General features: G+C 66.2%; 17 protein-coding genes. 11 read left to right on the top strand and 6 right to left on the bottom strand.

Annotated elements, in window-relative coordinates:
- Positions 1-30 precede the first annotated feature (30 nt).
- From ACSFCA_RS19450 to ACSFCA_RS19430, 5 genes are read left to right on the top strand one after another with little or no spacing between them, the layout of a single operon-like run.
- Entirely contained in the window at positions 31-1059 is a 1029-nt protein-coding gene (locus ACSFCA_RS19450) for a P1 family peptidase (protein WP_258350380.1), read from the top strand.
- A 16-nt stretch (positions 1060-1075) separates the two neighbouring features.
- Positions 1076-2482 (top strand): TAXI family TRAP transporter solute-binding subunit, encoded by a 1407-nt coding sequence (locus ACSFCA_RS19445; RefSeq protein ID WP_435460844.1) that lies wholly within the window; start codon positions 1076-1078, stop codon positions 2480-2482.
- Positions 2472-4271, top strand: coding sequence for an aminodeoxychorismate synthase component I (gene pabB, locus ACSFCA_RS19440; RefSeq protein ID WP_435460845.1), 1800 nt, complete (start codon positions 2472-2474; stop codon positions 4269-4271). Before ACSFCA_RS19445 ends, pabB begins: the two co-directional genes overlap by 11 nt.
- A 51-nt stretch (positions 4272-4322) precedes the next feature.
- Complete coding sequence (locus tag ACSFCA_RS19435) at positions 4323-4820, top strand: MerR family transcriptional regulator (RefSeq protein ID WP_258350384.1); 498 nt, start codon at positions 4323-4325, stop codon at positions 4818-4820.
- Complete coding sequence (locus tag ACSFCA_RS19430; RefSeq protein WP_435460846.1) at positions 4738-5199, top strand: carboxymuconolactone decarboxylase family protein; 462 nt, start codon at positions 4738-4740, stop codon at positions 5197-5199. The genes ACSFCA_RS19435 and ACSFCA_RS19430 overlap by 83 nt, the downstream gene beginning before the upstream one ends.
- Positions 5200-5202: 3 nt before the next feature.
- Here ACSFCA_RS19430 and ettA read toward each other — a convergent pair whose 3' ends face one another.
- The gene (gene ettA, locus ACSFCA_RS19425) at positions 5203-6864 is read right to left on the bottom strand and encodes an energy-dependent translational throttle protein EttA (RefSeq protein WP_093058280.1); all 1662 of its coding nucleotides are present in this window, start codon (positions 6862-6864) and stop codon (positions 5203-5205) included.
- Between the two features lie 300 nt (positions 6865-7164).
- Here ettA and ACSFCA_RS19420 point away from each other — a divergent pair, with 300 nt between their 5' ends.
- Together ACSFCA_RS19420 and ACSFCA_RS19415 are read left to right on the top strand one after the other, a co-directional pair.
- Positions 7165-8988, top strand: a complete 1824-nt coding sequence (locus ACSFCA_RS19420) for a DEAD/DEAH box helicase (RefSeq protein WP_435460847.1) — start codon at positions 7165-7167, stop codon at positions 8986-8988.
- An 89-nt stretch (positions 8989-9077) separates the two neighbouring features.
- Positions 9078-10118 (top strand): endonuclease/exonuclease/phosphatase family protein, encoded by a 1041-nt coding sequence (locus ACSFCA_RS19415; RefSeq protein ID WP_435460848.1) that lies wholly within the window; start codon positions 9078-9080, stop codon positions 10116-10118.
- A 10-nt stretch (positions 10119-10128) separates the two neighbouring features.
- Here ACSFCA_RS19415 and ACSFCA_RS19410 read toward each other — a convergent pair whose 3' ends face one another.
- The 5 genes from ACSFCA_RS19410 to ACSFCA_RS19390 form a co-directional block, all read right to left on the bottom strand.
- On the bottom strand, positions 10129-11199 hold the full coding sequence (locus tag ACSFCA_RS19410; protein WP_435460849.1) for an ABC transporter ATP-binding protein: 1071 nt from the start codon (positions 11197-11199) through the stop codon (positions 10129-10131).
- Positions 11200-11218: 19 nt separating this feature from the next.
- Entirely contained in the window at positions 11219-12070 is an 852-nt protein-coding gene (locus tag ACSFCA_RS19405) for a carbohydrate ABC transporter permease (RefSeq protein WP_093058276.1), read from the bottom strand.
- The gene (locus tag ACSFCA_RS19400) at positions 12067-12948 is read right to left on the bottom strand and encodes a carbohydrate ABC transporter permease (RefSeq protein WP_093058275.1); all 882 of its coding nucleotides are present in this window, start codon (positions 12946-12948) and stop codon (positions 12067-12069) included. The genes ACSFCA_RS19405 and ACSFCA_RS19400 overlap by 4 nt, the downstream gene beginning before the upstream one ends.
- A gap of 45 nt (positions 12949-12993) precedes the next feature.
- On the bottom strand, positions 12994-14376 hold the full coding sequence (locus tag ACSFCA_RS19395) for an ABC transporter substrate-binding protein (protein ID WP_093078812.1): 1383 nt from the start codon (positions 14374-14376) through the stop codon (positions 12994-12996).
- Between the two features lie 111 nt (positions 14377-14487).
- Positions 14488-15231: a FadR/GntR family transcriptional regulator gene (locus tag ACSFCA_RS19390; RefSeq protein WP_435460850.1), complete on the bottom strand. Its 744-nt coding sequence runs from the start codon at positions 15229-15231 to the stop codon at positions 14488-14490.
- A 149-nt stretch (positions 15232-15380) separates the two neighbouring features.
- Between ACSFCA_RS19390 and ACSFCA_RS19385 the strand changes: the two genes are divergently transcribed.
- From ACSFCA_RS19385 to ACSFCA_RS19370, 4 genes are read left to right on the top strand one after another with little or no spacing between them, the layout of a single operon-like run.
- Positions 15381-17117 carry an IlvD/Edd family dehydratase gene (locus ACSFCA_RS19385; protein ID WP_435460851.1) on the top strand — a complete coding sequence of 579 codons (1737 nt, stop codon included), beginning with the start codon at positions 15381-15383 and terminating at the stop codon, positions 17115-17117.
- A gap of 1 nt (position 17118) precedes the next feature.
- Positions 17119-18027 carry a 2-dehydro-3-deoxygalactonokinase gene (locus ACSFCA_RS19380; RefSeq protein ID WP_435460852.1) on the top strand — a complete coding sequence of 303 codons (909 nt, stop codon included), beginning with the start codon at positions 17119-17121 and terminating at the stop codon, positions 18025-18027.
- The gene (locus ACSFCA_RS19375) at positions 18024-18671 is read left to right on the top strand and encodes a 2-dehydro-3-deoxy-6-phosphogalactonate aldolase (protein ID WP_435460853.1); all 648 of its coding nucleotides are present in this window, start codon (positions 18024-18026) and stop codon (positions 18669-18671) included. Before ACSFCA_RS19380 ends, ACSFCA_RS19375 begins: the two co-directional genes overlap by 4 nt.
- Before the next feature lie 50 nt (positions 18672-18721).
- The gene (locus ACSFCA_RS19370; protein WP_258350394.1) at positions 18722-19474 is read left to right on the top strand and encodes an aldolase; all 753 of its coding nucleotides are present in this window, start codon (positions 18722-18724) and stop codon (positions 19472-19474) included.
- Positions 19475-19489: the final 15 nt, after the last annotated feature.

Below are 19489 nucleotides of genomic sequence, written 5' to 3'. Positions count from 1 at the left end.
GTAGAGGGTGCGGTCTCATAATCGGCCGCCATGTCTGCCCCGTCTTCCACCCCCACTCAATCCGCCGGTTCCATCACCGACGTCGCCGGCATCGAGGTCGGCCACTTCTCCGACACCCGCCGCCCCACTGGCTGCACCGTTGTCATGGCGCGCGACGGCGCCGTGGCCGGCGTGGACGTGCGCGGCGCCGCCCCCGGCACGCGCGAGACCGACCTGCTCGCGCCCGGCAACCTCGTGCAACAGGTGCACGCCGTGATGCTCGCGGGCGGCAGCGCCTGGGGCCTGGCGGCGGCCGACGGCGCGATGCGCTGGATGGAAGAACGCAACATCGGCATGGACGTGCGCTTCGGCACGCTGCCCATCGTGCCGGCCGCCGTGCTGTTCGACCTGCCCATGGGCGACGCACGCATCCGCCCCGACGCCGCGGCCGGCTATGCCGCCTGCGAGGCCGCGAGCACCTCGGCGCCCGCCGAAGGCAACGTGGGCGCCGGCACCGGCGCGCTGGTGGGCAAGCTCTTCGGCGTGCAGCGCGCGATGAAGGGCGGCATCGGCACCGCATCGGTCACGGTCGGCGGCGTCACGGTGGGCGCACTGATTGCGGTGAACTCGCTGGGCGACGTGATCGACCACAACACCGGTCAGCCCGTGGCCGGCGCGCGCACCGAAGACGGCAAGGCGCTGCTCGACACCCGCCGCGCCCTGCTGCGCGGCGACAGCCCCAAGCCGCTGCTGGCGGGCACCAACACCACCATCGGCGTGATCGCAACCGACGCGGTGCTGACCAAGGTGCAGGCCAACCGGCTCGCCATGGTCGCGCACGACGGGCTGGCGCGCGCCATCAACCCGGTGCACACCATGAGCGACGGCGACACGCTGTTCGCGCTGGCCACCGGCCGCGTGCCGCTGGAAGGCAACGCTCCCGGCATGACGGTGCTCAGCACCATGGCCGCCGAGGCGGTGGCCATCGCCACGCTGCGCGCGGTGCATGCGGCGCGCACGGTGACGGTGGGCGAGCTGCACATTCCCTGCGCAGCGGATCTCGCCGCAGCACGCGGCTGAACACGAGAAGACCATCATGGCGTTCCCCAGAACCCTGAAGCTGATCCTGCTGTCGATCCGCGACCTGATCGCCTCGGCAGGGCCGATCATTTTCATCGTCATCGGCCTGCTGATCGCCGCCTACTGGTGGCTGCAGCCGCAGCCACCCAAGCACGTGACGCTGGCCACCGGCCCCACGGGCAGCGCCTATGCGCAGTTCGGCAAGCGCTATGCCGAAGCGCTCAAGCACAGCGGCATCGAGGTGGAACTCAAGCCCACCTCGGGCTCGACCGAGAACCTGCAGCTGCTGCGCACCGGCGGGGCCGACGTGGCTTTCGTGCGCGGTGGCAGCGCCGACCCGGTGGCCGACGAAGAGGCCGGCCTCACCTCGCTCGGCAGCCTGTTCTACGAGCCGATCTGGCTCTTCTACCGTGCCGACTCGGCGCAGAAGATCGACCGCAAGACCGGCACTCTGACCACCCTTGCCCAATTGCGCGGCCTGCGCGTGAACATCGACCTTCCGGGCAGCGGGCTTCCAGACATCATGGAGCGCCTGCTCAAGGCCAACAGGCTCGGCCCCGAAGACCTGCTGCTGTCGAACCTCGAACAGGCGTCGGCCGCCGAGGCACTGCAGGCCGGCCTTCTCGATGCCATCGTGCTGTCTTCCGCGCCGCAATCGCCGCAGGTGCAACGGCTGCTGCGTTCGGACGACATCAAGCTCATGGACTTCGGCCAGGCCGACGCCTACTCGCGGCGCTTTCCGTTTCTCTCGGCGGTGACGCTGCCGCGCGGTGTGGTCGACCTGTCGAAAGACCTGCCGCCGCACGACGTGGCGCTGCTCGCTGCCACCACCTCGCTGCTGTCGCGCGACGAGACCCATCCGGCCCTGCGCCAGCTGTTCGCGCAGGCGGCGCAATCGGTGCACAGCGGCGCCGGCTGGTTCAACCGGGCGCGCGACTTTCCCAACACCCGCACCAGCGAACTACCGGTGAGCCCCGAAGGCGACCGCGCCATCAACGGCACGCCGCCGATCTGGCAGCGCTACCTGCCCTTCTGGGCCAGCAACCTGGTCGAGCGCATGTGGCTGGTGCTGGGCGGCCTGCTGGTGCTGATGCTGCCGCTGAGCCGCGTGGTGCCGCCGCTGTACCAGTTCCGCGTGCGCCGGCGCGTGTTCCGCTGGTATGCGCGGCTGCGCGACATCGAGGCCAAGGTCGATGCAAAGACCGAAGTGAAAGAGGCCGAACAGAAGTCCCTGCTCGAAGACCTCGACCAGCTCGACCGCACGGTCAACAAGGTAGCGGTGCCGCTGTCGTATGCTGACGAGCTCTATGCGCTGCGCAACAACATCTATGCGGTGCGCAAGCGGGTGCTGGCCCGCGCGTCGCAAGTCAGCAGTGCGGGCGGTGGGGCAGGACCGACGACCGCGGCGAACGATGCCGCGTGATGGAGCACTGCATTCGACCTTGCGCACGCTGATCGATTTCGCACAGCCGCACGGCGAAGGTGCATGCCGGCTGCGCCTGTCTTTCGGTGCGCCGTCGCGCGTGCTGGTGGCGCGCGAGGCTGCCGAAGTGCGGCCCGTACTCGAAGCCGTCGAGGCGATGGCGCGTGAGGGGCGCTGGTGCGTGGGGTATCTGCGCTATGAGGCTGCGGCGGCCTTCGATCCCGCATTCGCGGTGCATGTAGCGGACGGGCCGTTGGCCTGGTTCGGCGTTCATGACGAAGCGCAGCCCTGGCCGGAAGCCCGAAGCGATGCTTCGCCGGTGCCCACGGTGGATTGGCAAGACAGCCTCTCGCGCGCCGATTTCGACCAGCGCATGCAGGCCATCCACTGCGCAATTGCGAACGGCGAGCTCTACCAACTCAACTACACCGCCCCATTGCATGCCGGCTTTCATGGCGATGCGCGCGACTGGTTTCTTGCGCTGCGGCAGGCGCAGCCCGACGGCTACACCGCCTTCATCGACACCGGCGAAGAGCAGGTGCTGTCGGTGTCGCCCGAACTCTTCTTCGACTGGCACGGCGACCGCATCCTGACGCGCCCCATGAAAGGCACAGCCCCGCGCGGCGCCACGCCCGCCGAAGACGAGGCGCTGGCGCAGCGGCTGCGCACCGTGCCGAAGGAGCGGGCCGAGAACGTCATGATCGTGGACCTGATCCGCAACGACCTCTCGCGCGTGGCGCGGCCGTTCTCGGTGCGTGTGCCGCGGCTGTTCCACACAGAGGCGCTGCCGACAGTGTGGCAGATGACGTCGGATGTCGAAGCCCTCGTGCGCGAAGGCACCGCGCTGGCCGACGTGTTCGGGGCGCTGTTTCCGTGCGGCTCGATCACCGGAGCGCCCAAGGTCAGCGCGATGCGCATGATCCGCGAACTGGAGCCCGAGGCGCGCGGTGTGTACTGCGGCGCCGTGGGTGTGGTGCAGCCCGGCGGGCATGCGACTTTCAATGTGCCGATCCGCACCGTCACCCTGCGCGGCAGCGAGGCGCGCTGCGGCATCGGAAGCGGCATCACGGCCGATGCGCGGGCCGATGCCGAGTGGGAGGAGTGGCGGCACAAGCGTGCCTTCCTGTCGCACGCGAAGCGACCCGCTGATCCGCCTTTCGAGCTGCTCGAAACACTGGCGCTGGCAGACGGCGAGTTGCGCGATGCACCAGCGCATCTCGCACGTATGGCAAACGCCGCCCGGCATTTCGGCTACGCATGGGACGAAGCGCTCGTCGCCGCGTGCCTGCATCGTCTTCAAGCACAACACACGAGCGGCACGTGGCGCGTGCGCCTGCTGCTCGACGCGCAAGGCACGCCCCGCGCCGAAGCCTTCGCTATGGAAGCGCCGCCCGCGCGCGTGCAACTGCAACTCGCCGCGCGCGCATTCGACGAGGCCCAAAGCGACTTCACCCGCTTCAAGACCACCCGCCGCGCCCACTACGAAGCCTTCGCGCCCACCGCCGCGGGCGTGTTCGACACCCTGCTGTGGAACCGCGACGGCGAGATCACCGAATGCACGCGCGGCAACATTGCCCTGCTGCTCGACGGCCGCTGGGTCACGCCGCCCTTGCACTGCGGCTTGCTGAACGGCATCGGCCGCGCCGGCCGCGTGCGCAGCGGCCAGCTTGCCGAAGCGGTCGTCCGGGTGGACGATCTACCCCGGGTGCAGGCGCTGGCCTTCGTGAACAGCCTGCGCGGCTGGCTGGATGCCGATCTGAGTGCCGACCTGAACGTCCCGCAAAAATAGTTCGACAAAGCGCTTGACTTAGAGCGCGCTCTAATTTCGAGAATCAACGCCATGGAAACCAGTCTGACCATTGCGGAAGTCGCAGAGCGAACCGGCCTCACGGCCTACACGCTGCGCTACTACGAACGCATCGGGCTGATTGCCGCGGTGCCGCGTGCACCGGGTGGTCAGCGGCGCTATGCGAGCGCCGACATGGACTTGCTGGATTTCCTGTTGCGCCTGCGCGAGACCGGCATGTCCATCCAGGGCATGCAGGCCTTCGTCAGGCTTCGAAGCCAGGGGGACGCCAGCGTCGGCGAACGGCGCGAGATGCTCGAACAGCACCTTGCCGAAGTTCAGGCCCGGGTGGCGACGCTGCAGCAATCCATGCAGGCGCTGTCGCTCAAGATCGACCACTACCGCGAGGTCGAGAAGACGAAGAAGCGTCCTCCTCTATCGGGCAAAGCCCGGGAAGGAAAGACGAACAATGACGAACACACAGAACCAGGGCCACAACGACAACCTGCGCTACACGCGTGGCCTGGCCAAGCTCCAAGAGATCGACGGTGAAGGCGGCGTCAAGGTGGTTGAGAGCCTGGCCGGCATCGCGCCGGACTTCGCCCGCCTGGTGATCGAGTTTCCGTTCGGCGACATCTACTCGCGCCCCGGCCTCGACCTGCGCTCCCGCGAGATCGCGACCGTGGCCGCGCTCACCGCCATGGGCAATGCCGCGCCGCAGTTGAAGGTGCACATCCACGCTGCGCTGAACGTCGGCGTGACGCGCGACGAGGTGCTCGAGGTCATCATGCAGATGGCGGTGTACGCGGGCTTCCCGGCGGCACTGAACGGCCTCTTCGCCGCACGCGAGGTGTTTGCAGCGGACGATGAAAAAAGCGCGCAGTCCCTTGCGGAACCGCGCGCTCTTGCTGAAGCGGCCGAAGCCGCCTGAGGCTTACTTCAGGGCCTTGTAGCGCATGCGCTTGGGTTTTGCGCCTTCTTCGCCAAGGCGCTTCTTCTTGTCGGCTTCGTACTCCTGGTAGTTGCCGTCGAAGAAGGTCCATTGGCTGTCGCCTTCGGCGGCCAGGATGTGCGTGGCGATACGGTCGAGGAACCAGCGATCATGGCTGATCACCATGACCGTGCCGGCGAATTCGAGCAGCGCGTCTTCGAGCGCGCGCAGCGTTTCCACGTCGAGGTCGTTCGAGGGTTCGTCAAGCAGCAGCACGTTGCCGCCCGCAATCAGCGTCTTGGCCAGGTGCAGGCGGCCACGTTCACCGCCCGACAGCGTGCCGACCTTCTTCTGCTGGTCGGCGCCGTTGAAGTTGAAGCGGCCCGCATACGCGCGGCTGGCCATCTGGAACTTGCCGACGTTGATGATGTCGAGACCGTTCGAGATGTCTTCCCACACGGTCTTCTGGTTGGCCAGCTCGTCGCGGTGCTGGTCGACGAAAGCCATCTTCACGGTCTGGCCGATGACGACCTCGCCCGAATCCGGCTTTTCCTTGCCCGCGAGCAGCTTGAACAGCGTCGACTTGCCGGCGCCGTTCGGGCCGATGATGCCGACGATGGCGCCTGGCGGCACAGTGAAGCTCAGGTTGTCGATCAGCATGCGGTCGCCGAAGGACTTGCTGACGCCGTGGAACTCGAACACCTGCTGGCCCAACCGCTCCGCCACCGGAATGAAGATCTCCTGCGTCTCGTTGCGCTTCTGGTATTCCATGTCGCTCAGCTCTTCGAAGCGGGCCAGGCGGGATTTGCTCTTGGCCTGGCGTGCCTTCGGGTTCTGGCGCGACCACTCCAGTTCCTTCTTCAGCGCCTTGGCGTGAGCTTCTTCGCTCTTCTGCTCCTGCGCCAGGCGTTCGCCCTTCTGCTCGAGCCAGGTGCTGTAGTTGCCCTTCCAGGGAATGCCGCGACCACGGTCCATTTCCAGGATCCACTCGGCCGCGTTGTCGAGGAAGTAGCGATCGTGGGTGATGGCCACCACGGTGCCCGTGAAGCGCTGCAGGAACACTTCGAGCCATTCAACAGATTCGGCGTCCAAATGGTTGGTCGGCTCATCGAGCAGCAGCATGTCGGGCTTGCTCAGCAGCAGGCGACACAGCGCCACGCGGCGCTTTTCGCCGCCCGACAGCACGCCGATCTTGGCGTCCCAGGCCGGCAGGCGCAGGGCGTCAGCGGCAATTTCGAGCTGGTGTTCGGAATCGGTGCCGGCGGTGGCGATGATGGCTTCGAGCTGGGCCTGCTCGGCTGCCAGCGCGTCGAAGTCGGCGTCTTCGGCACCATAGGCGATGTACACCTCTTCGAGGCGCGCCTTGGCCGCAAACACCGCGCCCATGGACTCTTCGACCGACTCGCGCACCGTGTGCTCGGTGTTGAGCTTGGGTTCCTGCTCCAGATAGCCGATCGTCATCCCCGGCATGGGCAGCGCCTCGCCCTCGAACTCCTTGTCCACACCCGCCATGATCTTGAGCAGCGTGGACTTGCCCGAGCCGTTCAGGCCGAGCACGCCGATCTTGGCGCCGGGGAAGAAAGAGAGCGAAATGTCTTTCAAGAGCTGCCGCTTGGGCGGCACGGTCTTGCTGACACGGTTCATCGAATAGACGTATTGAGCCATGTGTGGGTAGTTACCTTGGGTAGCGGGGATTCAGGGAAAGCGCGGCTGCCGGAATGCGGGCATTCAGGCGCGGCAAACCACTGATTATCGACTCATGCGACAATAGGCCCCGTTGCCGGGTCCAGTTGCCCGCAACACCGGCTCTCTGCCGGGGACGAAGAAAGCTCCATTTCAACCCTTTTGCGAGGGTGGACTTTCCGGCTCCCACCCCTGACCTTCATCTGCCTTGACTGGCTCGGCGTCAACAAGACGCCAAGCGGGCCGATGCCACTGCGCCGTGTATGGCGCTTATTGTTTCCAATGAATTTTGATGAACTGAAGCTGGCTCCCGCCATCTTGAAGGCTGTGCACGAGCACGGTTACGACACCCCCACCCCCATCCAGGCGCAAGCCATCCCCGCCGTTCTCGACGGCCACGACCTGCTCGGCGGCGCCCAGACCGGCACCGGCAAGACGGCCGCCTTCACGCTGCCGATGCTGCACAAGCTCAGCATGAGCCGCAGCGCCACCAACAAGTTCGGCGGCACCGGCATCCGCGCCCTCGTGCTGACCCCCACGCGCGAACTCGCGGCCCAGGTCGAAGAGTCCGTCCGCACCTACGGCAAGTACCTGCAGCTCGACTCGACCGTGATCTTCGGCGGCGTCGGCATGAACCCGCAGATCAGCAAGCTCAAGAAGGGCGTCGACATCCTCGTGGCCACCCCCGGCCGCCTGCTCGACCTGCAGCAGCAAGGCATGCTCGACCTGAGCCAGGTCCAGATGCTGATCCTGGACGAAGCCGACCGCATGCTCGACATGGGCTTCATCCACGACGTGAAGAAGATCCTGGCCCTGGTGCCCAAGGAAAAGCAGAGCCTGCTGTTCTCGGCCACCTTCAGCGACGAGATCCGCGACCTCGCGGCCACGCTGCTGAAGAACCCGCAAAGCATCCAGGTCACGCCGCGCAACACCACCGTGCAGCGCATCACCCAGGTGATCCACCCCGTGGGCCGCGGCAAGAAGAAGGCGCTGCTCGCGCACATCATCAACGAGAACAAGTGGAGCCAGGTGCTCGTGTTCACGCGCACCAAGTTCGGCGCCAACAGCGTGGCCGAATTCCTCACCAAGAACGGCATCGAGGCGATGGCGCTGCACGGCAACAAGAGCCAGAGCGCACGCACGCAGGCGCTGGCCGGCTTCAAGAGCGGCGACATCCGCGCGCTGGTGGCCACCGACATCGCGGCCCGCGGCATCGACATCGACGAGCTGCCGCACGTCGTGAACTACGAGATTCCGAACGTCAGCGAAGACTACGTTCACCGCATCGGCCGCACCGGCCGCGCCGGCTCGAGCGGCGAGGCCGTGAGCTTCGTGTGCCTGGACGAAGAAGGCTTCATGCAGGAAATCGAACGCTTCACCAAGCAGACGATTCCGGTGCAGATCGTCGAGGGCTTCGGTCCTGAAGAAGGCGAACGCGCCGAACCCATCGCCATGGGCCGCCAGACCATCTGGGGCGGCGCAGGCCGGCCGCCGAGCCGCGACGTGATGCAGGCAGCCGCCAAGGCCGCCCGCACCGAGATGCTGCAACGCATTCGTGAGAACAAGGCCGGCCAGGGTGCTGGCAACGGCGGCAGCGGTGGTGGCGGCAATGGCGGCGGTCAACGTCGTGGCGGTGGCCAGGGCGGCGGCGGTCAAGGCCGCAATGCCAGCAACGGCGGCGGACAGGGCCAAGGCCAGGGTCCGCGCGGCCAGGGCGCTCGCCCGCCGCAAGGCCGCGGCCCGCAAGGTCCGGCACGCACGCCGCACCATGCCCCGCAGCACCAACAAGGCCATCTGCCGCATGACGAGCGCCAACCGCGCCATCACGGCAACAGCCACAGCCCGACGCAAGCCAACCAGGTCGCGCACCTGCGCGCCGAAGCAGTCGCAGGCGGCGCCGGCCAGCCGGATCCGTTGCGCACCAGCGTCGACCACATGGGTGGCGGCCGCGGACGCGGTCGCCCGGGTGGTGGCGGCGGTGGCGGTGGCTACGGCGGCAATCGCTCGGGCGGCGGTGGCCGTTCGGGTGGTGGCGGTGGCTACGGCGGTGGCGGTGGTGGCAACCGCTCGGGTGGCGGTGGCGGCGGACGTTCGTTCGGGCGCTGATATCCACGGGCAGAACACCTGCCCCGGAACATGAAGAAAGGGCACCTCGGTGCCCTTTTTCTTTGGTGCATCGGCACAATCGTTCCGCCATGCAATACATCCCACCCAACTACGCCACCCTCTTCGTAGCCACCTGCAACCTCCTCAATCTCGCGGCCCCGAACCGCGTGTACTACGAGAACCAGGACGCCTACACCGAGCGCGAGTACGAGCGAAAGATCGACTGGACCGGCGAGCGCTTTCACGCACTCAACGCCGACGTGCTGGCGGTGCAGGAGGTGTGGGATGAGTCGGCGTTGAAGGCGGCCATCGCGCGCAGCGGGCTGCGCTACGACTTCGTCTCGGTGCCCGGCGCCGAGAACACACCGCCGCCCGGAAGCCCCGAGGGCACCCCTGCGAGAACTGGCGCACAGGGCACGCCGCGCGTGGGCATCGTCACGCGGCTGATGGTGGACGAGGTGCGCTCCTTCGTCGACTTTCCGCCGGGCTTCGGTGTCGACGTGCCGGGGCTCGGTGCGCACACACGCTTCGAGCGGCCTCCCCTGCTGGTCACGGTGCGCATGAAGCACGGCCAGCAGGTGCATGTGCTCACGGTGCACCTGAAGTCCAAGCGCCCGAAGTTCCTGCAGGACGCGCAGGGCAACCACCTCGAAGACCGCGACGACCGCAAGGTAGGCGTGATGGCGTCGCTGCGCTCGCTGCTGATGCGCGGCGCGGAAGCTGCGGCCCTGCGCTGCATCGTCATCGATCTGCTGCAGGGCACGAACGTACCGCTCGTGGTGATGGGCGACTTCAACGACAACCCGCACAGCGTGACCACGCAGCTCGTGGCCGCCACCTCCGAAGTGGCCTACGACAAGGCCGCGCGCGATGTGGCGCTGTTCAACGCCTACGAAATGCAGGGCGAGTCGGCGCTCAAGAAGGACGTGGCGTACTCGCACATCCACCAGGGCTTCCCGGATGTGCTCGACCAGATCCTCGTGAGCGAGGAGTTCGTCGCCAGCAGCCGGCACAGCCTGGGCGACGTGCGGCGTGTCGACTACTTCAACGACCACCTGCACGAAGGGCGCGACCGCTCGCGCTCCGATCACGGCTTCGTGCGCGCCCTGTTGCGGCTGCGCACGGCCTGACCCTGGCGACTCAGCCCATGCGCCGGCCGGTCTGCCGGTCGAACATGTGCACGCTCTCCGCCTCGATGGCCAGCCGCACCGTGTCGTCCGGTCCGGCATCGACGCGGCCGTGCACCGCAAGCACCAGCTTGGCTTCGCCGACCTGCACCAGCAGTTCGGTCTCCGCGCCCGTGGGCTCGACCACGATCACCCTGGCCTCCACGCCGTGCGAACCGCCGCCGAGCGTCATGTCGCCGGGCCGGATGCCGTAGTGCACCGGCTGGCCGTCGGGCGCCGAGGTACCGATGGGAACCGGCCAGCGCGCGCCCTGCGATTCGACCCAGCAGTCGCCACCTGAACGCCGCACCGTGCCTTCGATGACGTTCATCGACGGCGAGCCGATGAACTGCGCAACGAACAGGTTGTCGGGCCGGTCGTACAGGTCCAGCGGCGTGCCGATCTGCTCGACGATGCCGTCGTGCATCACGACGATGCGGTCGGCCATGGTCATGGCCTCGATCTGGTCGTGCGTCACGTAGACGGTGGTGGTCTTCAGCCGCTGGTGCAACGCCTTGATCTCGGCGCGCATCGCCACGCGCAGCTTGGCGTCGAGGTTCGACAGCGGCTCGTCGAACAGGAACACCTTCGGGTCGCGCACGATGGCGCGGCCCATGGCCACGCGCTGGCGCTGGCCGCCCGAGAGCTCGCGCGGATAGCGGCCCAGCAGCGCATCGAGGTTGAGAATTTTTGCAGCCCTGGCCACGCGCTCGTCGGTCACCGACTTCTCGGCGTTGCGCAGCCGCAGGCTGAAGCCCATGTTCTCGCCCACCGTCATGTGCGGGTACAGCGCGTAGCTCTGGAACACCATGGCGATGTCGCGGTCCTTCGACTCGAGGTCGTTGACCACGCGGCCGTCGATGATGATCTCGCCGCCGCTGATGTCTTCCAGGCCCGCGAGCATGCGCAGCAGCGTCGACTTGCCGCAGCCCGAGGGGCCGACCAGCACGACGAACTCGCCGTCGGTGATGTCGAAGCCCAGGCCCTTGATGATCTGGACCTTGCCGAAGGATTTCTCGATATTGCGAAAGGATACGGATGCCATGTGTTGTCCCTGAAATCGTTCAGCTCTTGACGGCGCCGGCGGTGAGGCCGCCGACCATGTAGCGCTTGAATGCGTAATAGATCGCCGCAGGCGGCAGTGCGTAGATGAGGCCGGTGGCCATCAGCAGCTCCCACGGCGAATCGTCGGCCGACAGGAAGTTGCCCAGCGCCACCGCCAGCGTCACGCTCTTGTCGTTCGACAGCAGCAGGAAGGCATAGAGGTACTCGTTCCAGGCCAGCAGCAGCGAATACGTGCCCACGGCCACCAGCGACGGCACCATCAACGGCAGGTACACGAGGCGAAACAGCTGCAGCGGAGAGGCGCCGTCCATGCGCGCGGCTTCGTCGAGTTCGTAGGGCAGCTTGTCCGACGCCTGCTTCAGCACCCAGATGCAGTACGGCGAGGCGATGGTCACCATCGCGAGAATCAGCGCCCACTGGCTGTTGAGCAGGCCGTAGTTGCCCATGGTCTTGTACATGGGCACGGCCAGGAACGCCGCCGGAATGAAGTACGTGAACAGCGCCAGGTTCATCACCGTTCGCCCGCCACGCACGCGCAGCCGGCTGATCGCGAAGGCTGCCGTGGTTGCGACGAAGAGCGTGATCGCGCCTACCGATACGGCGATCAGCAGCGAGTTCCACAGCTGCAGCCAGAAGTGGTCGAGGTAGAAGTGCTTCTGCTGGAACACGATGCGGAAGTTGTCCAGCGTCGGGTTCTTGGGCCACAGGTGGCCCGAGGTCGCCGAGTCTTTGGACGAGATCGCGAACAGCACCATGTGATAGACCGGGATCAGCGTCCACAGCAGCACCGGAATGCCGATGAGCAGCAGCTTGGCCTCGGTCGCCACGGCCTTGGGGGTCCAGCGCTTCATTTCGAGAGCCTCTTCATCATGAAGTACACGAGCGGCAGCACGAGTGGCAAGGCCACCACGATGGATGCCATCGACAGGTCGACCTGGTCGAGCCGCAGGTAGCGGATGCCCAGCGTGGCAAGCACGTGCGTCAGGTCGGCGGGGCCACCACCGGTGAGCAGATAGACGCTGTTGAAGTCGCCCAGCGTCCAGATCATCGAGAGGATCAGCGAGGTGATGTAGAGCGTCTTGAGCGCAGGCCAGCTCACGAAGCGGAACTTCTGCCACGACGATGCTCCGTCAACCGAAGCCGCTTCATATTGCTCGGTGGGAATGGCCAGCCGGCCCGCCACGAGGATGAGCGTCCAGAACGGCAGCGACTTCCACACATGCACCACCATCGCGAAACTCAGCGCCAGCGCAGGGTCGTTGAGCCAGTTGGGGCCATCGGCGCCGGTCAGGCGAAAGATGGTGCTGTTGATCACGCCCCACTCCGGGTTCAGCATGAAGCGGATCGACAGGATGGTCGGAATCGAGGGCATCGCCCACGGGAGGATGAAGATCGCCGAGATGATCTTGATCCACCAGCGAGACGTTACGAAGAAGCCCGAGAGCACCAGCGCCACGAGCATCTTGAGGTTGATCGCCACGACCAGGAAGATGGCCGTGTTGATCACGGAGCGGAAGAAGATCGGGTCTTCGACCAGCTTCACGTAGCTTTGCGGATGGCGGGCGAGCCAAAGCCCGTAGCCCACCGGATACAGCACGAACACCACGAACACCAGCAGGTAGGGCACGACCATGACCGCGCCCCAGAACTGCCAGCGCGCATGCCGCGCCCCGAGATTGACGACAGGCGCCGGTGTGGTCGACGCGGCGGCGGTGGCAGTGGCGCTCATGGCATGCAGCTGCTGGTTTGTTGACGGGTGCCGTGCGTGCGCGGCTTACTGCCCCGCCACCGTCTTGATGCGCGCGATCATCTCGTCCACGGCCTTGTCCACCGGCACCTTGTCGGTCACGACGCGGCTCATGGCCTTGGCCCAGACGTTCTCGTTGTTCAGCACGGTGAACTTGTAGTTCTTGGTGAATTCGAAGGTCACTGTGCCGGCGGCGTACTGGTTGTAGACAGAGAGGCGATGCGGGTCGGCCTTCCAGAAGTCACGCTGCTGCGCGGTCTTGGTCACGGGGAACCAGCGGCCCAGCGAACCCTCGACGTACGGCGTCAGGTTTTCTTCCTGCAGCAGGAAGGTGACGAACTCCTTGGCGCGGGCCTTGTTCTTCGCGTCCTTGAACACCACGCCGGTCTTCACGGCCGTGCGGTAGACCATCTTGCTGCCGTCGGGCTTGCTCGGAAAGCCTGCCGTGCGGATGCGCTCGGTGTAGTTCTTGCGCGCTTCTTCACGCTGCTCGGGCGTGAGCGAGGCGTTGTTCGAATCGTCGAGCCACTTGGCGGCAATGGAGATGGTCGCGTTGTGCGTCATCACGGTCGTCTTGTTGTGGAAGGCGACGTTGTTGTCCGGGTCCTTCCAGCTGGTGGAAGAAGGCGGCGTGCAGCCCTTGGTGTAGGGCGTGGTGTAGTCGGTCATGGCGCCGATCAGGCCGGTGCGCACCTTCGGGTCGTCGACCAGCAACTTGCCGTTGTCGTCCACCAGCTTGACGTTGTAGGCGTCCATGAAGGTCAGGAACGAGTAGAACGCGTCGCTCGAATCAACGCCCATCGGCATGCCGATGCCGAAGTTGCGCTTGCCGCTTTCCTTGCGGCTGGCGGGCTGCACCTTGTCGCACCAGAACGACCAGTACTCCTTCCAGGTGGTCGGGATGTCCGACTCCTTGAAGCCCGCCTCGGCCAGCATGTCGCGCCAGTACTCGATGTGCATCGTCTGCTGCTTGATCGGGAAGGCGTAGTAGGCCTTGGTCTTGGTCTGGTCGTTGTAGAGGTAGGTGGTCTCGAGCGTGTTGGGCGCGAAGCGGTCCTTCATTGGCGTGAGCACGCTGCTGATGTCTTCGAGCTTGCCGTCGTAGGCCCACTTGCCGGTGACCTGGAAGTCGTACACGTCGGCGTACGCCACATCAGGAGGGCTGCCCGAGTCGAGCGCGGACACGGTCTTGGGGATCATGTCCTGGATCGGGTACTGCGACAGTTCGATCTTCACGTTCTTGTTCTTCTCCTCGAACTTCTTGATGGCGGCGAACAGTGCGTCGTCCTCCGCCTTGTAGAAGCCCTTGACCCACCATACGGTGAGTTTCTCCTGCGCGGCAGCGTGGCCTGCCGACAGCAGGCCCAGCGCGACCAGCGTCGGCGCAATCAGCGACTTGACGAGTTTCATGGTTGATGTCTCCTTCTTCTCTTGGGTGGAATTTGCTCGGGGCGCGAGCGTAGGGTGAAAGAACCGGATGCGAACTGCGGACAAACGCGTAGACGGCGCCAATGCGACCAGCTAACTGGCCTTGAGCCTGGGCGGCGGCCTGCTCAGGCGCGGCAATCGTCGGCGCGAGCCCAGCACGTCCTCGATGTCCTGGCGCGCGCCGTCGATGAGACGGATGATCGCGAGCTCGGCCCTGACCGGGTCGTGCGCGATCACCGCATCGAGCACCGCACGATGCAGCGGCAGCGAAAGCGTGGGGCCGTCGGGCTTGGTGGTCGAAATCTCGAAACTGGTGCGCAGCAGCGCGTTGAGCACCTTGCTCATCTGCGACAACATGCGGTTGCCCGCGGCACTCAGCAGGCCGTTGTGAAAACGCAGGTCGAAGGTGACGTAGTCGCCGCCGTTCTCCACGGCTTCCTTCATACCTGCGAAGGCGCTTTCTATTTCCTCGATGTCGGTGGCCGTGGCCCGCTCGGCCGCAAGCCTTACTGCCGCTGGCTCCACCACGCGGCGCAGGTCCTGCAGGTCGCGCAGGAACTCGGGCGTGAGCCCCGCACGCGCCTGCCAGGTGATGACGTCGGGGTCGAACCAGTTCCACTTGTCCTTGGGCAGCACACGCGTGCCGACCTTCGGACCGGTGACGATCAGGCCCTTGGCTGCCAGCGACTTGATGGCCTCGCGTACCACGGTCCGGCTCACGCCGAGTTCCTCGCCGAGCACGGGCTCGGAGGGGATCGACGCGCCGATCGCATAGCGCCCCGCCACCACGGCTTCACCGAGGAGTTCGAGCGTGCGACCGTGGATGTTCTTGATCATGTGCGATGTGAAATCTGATATCTCGCCGCTCGAAAACACTAAGGCTCCGGCGCATTGTTCGCGCTTATCATATGATGATTGAAACGCTGGATCGGCAGGACAAACCCTGAGGGTCGAGCCCACGCATCGACAACAAAGAGAGACATTTCATGAGCACCGCCCCAAAGAAAAAACCCGGTGAACTTCGCAGCCAGCAATGGTTCGGCCGTCATGACCGCGATGGCTTCATCTACCGCAGCTGGATGAAGGGCAAGGGTGTGCCGCACGACCAGTTCGACGGTCGCCCGGTCATCGGCATCTGCAACACATTCAGCGAACTCACGCCCTGCAACTCGCACTTCCGCACGCTCGCGGAGCAAGTGAAGATCGGCGTGTACGAAGCGGGCGGCTTCCCGCTCGAGTTTCCCGTGATGTCGCTCGGCGAAACGCTGCTGCGGCCCACCGCCATGCTGTATCGCAACCTCGCGAGCATGGACGTGGAAGAAAGCATCCGCGGCAATCCGCTCGACGGCGTGGTGCTGCTCATGGGCTGCGACAAGACCACGCCCGCACTCATGATGGGCGCAGCCAGCGTCGACCTGCCGACCATCGGCGTGTCGGGCGGCCCGATGCTCTCGGGCAAGTGGCGCGGGCAGGAGCTCGGCTCGGGCACCGGCGTGTGGCAGATGAGCGAACAGGTGCGTGCCGGCACGCTCAAGCTGCAGGAATTCTTCGAGGCCGAGAGCTGCATGCATCGCAGCCACGGCCACTGCATGACGATGGGCACCGCGAGCACCATGGCCAGCATGGTCGAGTCGCTGGGCATCGGCCTGCCGGGCAATGCGGCCTACCCCGCCGTGGACGGCCGCCGCAACGTGCTGGCACGGCAGGCGGGCAGGCGCATCGTCGACATGGTTCATGAAGATATGAACATGTCGAAGATCCTCACGCGCCAGGCCATCGAGAACGCGATCAAGGTCAATGCTGCCATCGGCGGCTCGACCAACCTCGTGATCCACCTGCTGGCCATTGCGGGCCGCATCGGTGTCGACCTCACGCTCGACGACTTCGACCGCCTCGCCTCCGATCTGCCCTGCCTCGTGAACCTGCAGCCCTCGGGCCAGTACCTGATGGAAGACTTCTGCTATGCGGGCGGCCTGCCGGTAGTCATCAAGGAGATCGCCGAGCACCTGCACAAGGACATCCTCACCGTCACCGGCCAGAGCCTGTGGGAGAACGTGAAGGACGCCGAGAACTACGGCCCGCAAGTCATCCGCACGCTGGCGGAGCCTTTCAAGGAGAAGGCCGGCATCTGCGTGCTGCGCGGCAACCTCGCGCCCAACGGCGCCATCATCAAGCCGAGCGCGGCCACGCCCGAGCTGCTGGTGCACAAGGGCCGCGCGGTGGTGTTCGAAAGCGCCGAAGACCTGCACAAGCGCATCGACGACGAGAACCTCGACATCGACGAGCACTGCATCATGGTGCTGAAGAACTGCGGCCCCAAGGGCTACCCCGGCATGGCCGAAGCGGGCAACATGCCGCTGCCGCCGAAGGTGCTGCGCAAAGGCATCACCGACATGGTCCGCATCAGCGATGCACGCATGAGCGGCACGGCCTACGGCACGGTGGTTCTGCACACCGCGCCCGAAGCGGCCGCCGGCGGCCCGCTGGCGCTGGTGCAGGACGGCGACATCGTCGAGCTCGACGTGCCGAACCGTAAATTGCATCTGCATGTGAGCGACGAAGAACTGGCCGAGCGCCGTGCTAAGTGGGTGGCACCGAAGGCGCCGCTGGACTCCGGTTACTGGAAGTTGTACGTCGATACAGTGCTGCAGGCTGACCAGGGAGCCGACCTGGCCTTCCTGCGTGGTCGCCGCGGGGCATTCGTGCCGCGCGACAATCACTGAGATGACAAGACTGGTAGCAATCGACTGGGGCACGAGTTCACTGCGCGGCGCACTGCTGGATGCCGGCGGCAAGGTGCTGGAAGAGCGCAGCGATGCGCGCGGCATTCTCACGGTGCCCGAAGGCGGCTTTCCCGCCGTCTTCGAGACGCTGTTCGGCGACTGGATGCGCCTTGAGGGCACGCGCTGCCTGATCTCCGGCATGGCCGGCAGCAAGCAGGGCTGGGTGGAAGCGCCCTACTGCGCCTGCCCGGCGGGCCGCGTCGAAGTGGGCCGCAAGATCATCGACATCGATGCTATTCCCGGCGCCCGCATCGCGATCGTGCCCGGCCTGAGCGACGAGCACGCCGGCGTACCCGACGTGATGCGCGGCGAAGAGGTGCAGATCTTCGGCGCGATGGAGCTCACCGGCCTGAGCGAAGGCGTCTTCGTGCTGCCCGGCACCCACAACAAATGGGTCACGGTAAAAAAGGGCCGCGTCGCGGGTTTCCGCACCTACATGACGGGCGAGTTCTACGCGCTGCTGAGCCAGCACTCGATCCTGGCGCGCACGCTCGATGCATCGGCGCCGCTCGATGAAGCCTCGTTCCTCGAAGGCGTCACACGCTCCGAAAACGGGCACGGCCTGCTGCACAACGCCTTCGGCACACGCACGCTCGCGCTGTTCGAGCGCATGCCGAAGGAAGAGCTCGCGAGCTATCTCTCGGGCCTGCTGATCGGCGAAGAATTGCGCACGCAGTCGCTGCAGGCGGCCGGCGAGGTGATCCTGATCGGCTCCTCCGCCCTCACCCAGCGCTACACACTGGCCCTGCGCGCCACCGGCGTCGCCACGCGCACGCTGGGGGCCGAAGCCACCTGGGCCGGGCTGCATGCGCTGTCCGGCTTTCTCGATTCCGACAGAATTCCCGCATGAGCACCCCCACTCCCCTCGACAAATTCGGCGCCGCGATGCGCGAGCTGCCCTTGGTGGCGATCCTGCGCGGCCTCACGCCCGCCGAGGCAGCCGATGTCGGCGATGCCATCGTCGAGCCCGGCTTCCGGCTGCTCGAAGTGCCGCTCAATTCGCCTCAACCGCTGGAAAGCATCGCGCTGATGCGCAAGCGCTTTCCGCAGGCGCTGGTCGGCGCCGGCACAGTGCTCGGCGCGCAGCAGGTGCGCGAGGTGAATGCGGCCGGCGGCGAACTGATCGTCTCGCCCAATTTCAACGCCGAGGTCATTGCCGAAGCCGTGCGGCTCGGCATGGTCTGCCTGCCGGGCGTCATGACGCCGACCGAGGCTTTCGGCGCGCTCGCGGCCGGCGCCACCGGGCTCAAGCTGTTCCCGGCCGAACTGGCCTCGCCCGCCGTGGTGAAGGCGCTGCTGGCCGTGCTGCCGGCCGGCACGCCGGTGATGCCCGTGGGCGGCATCACCCCCGCGAACATGGCCGAATGGCGCGCGGCTGGCGCTGCCGGCTTCGGCATCGGTTCCGCGCTCTACAAGCCCGGCAAGCAGGCCGCGGCGGTGCGCGAAGACGCGAAGAAATTCATCGCGGCCTGGACGGGCCTGACCCTCGCCTGACCCTCGCCTGATCCTCGCCTGATCTACGCCCTTACTCCGTAACAAGAAAAATGGAGAGCCCCTCGATGTCCGCCGATGCCACCTACGCCAGCCCTGCCGTGCGCAAGCTGCGCGAAGACCTCGCCCTGGCCCTGCGCGCAGCCGCCCACCACGGGCTGTCAGAAGGCGTCTGCAATCACTTCAGCGTGATGTTGCCGGGCGCACAAGACCGCTACCTCATCAACCCGCGCGGGCTGCACTGGAGCGAGATCGGCCCCGACGACATCGTGCTGATCGACGTGCACGGCGAGGTGCTCGCCGGGCGCCACCGCGTGGAGCCCACCGCCCTCTTCATCCATGGCGCGGTGCACCGCATCACGGGTCATGCAGTCGTGCTGCACTGCCACATGCCGTATGCCACGGCGCTCACGATCACGGTCGACCGCGCGCTCGACCCGACCGCGAGCCAGAACGCCATGCGCTACATGAACCGCATCGCCATCGACGCCGAATACAACGGCCTTGCGCTCGACGACGCGGAGGGCGAACGCATCGCCCGCGCCATGGCGGGCAAGGACGTGGCCTTTCTGGCGAACCACGGCGTGATCGTGGCCGGCGGCAACATTGCCCACGCCTACGACGACCTCTACTACCTGGAGCGCGCCTGCCTGCACCAGGTGATCGCGCAGTCGACCGGGCGCCCACTGGTGCCGGTCAATGCGAAGCTGGCCGCGCACGTGGCGGCGCAGATCCAGGGTGAACGCGAGCAGTCGGACCTGTTCTTCGAAGCCCTGCGCCGCATGCTGCCCGCCCCGCGCGGCTGAACTTCCGGCCGATAC

The organism is Variovorax multivorans (assembly GCF_051216835.1).
Taxonomy (GTDB): domain Bacteria; phylum Pseudomonadota; class Gammaproteobacteria; order Burkholderiales; family Burkholderiaceae_C; genus Variovorax.
The sequence above is the reverse complement of the archived record's forward strand: the minus strand, read 5'-3'. Positions and strand labels throughout refer to the sequence as shown.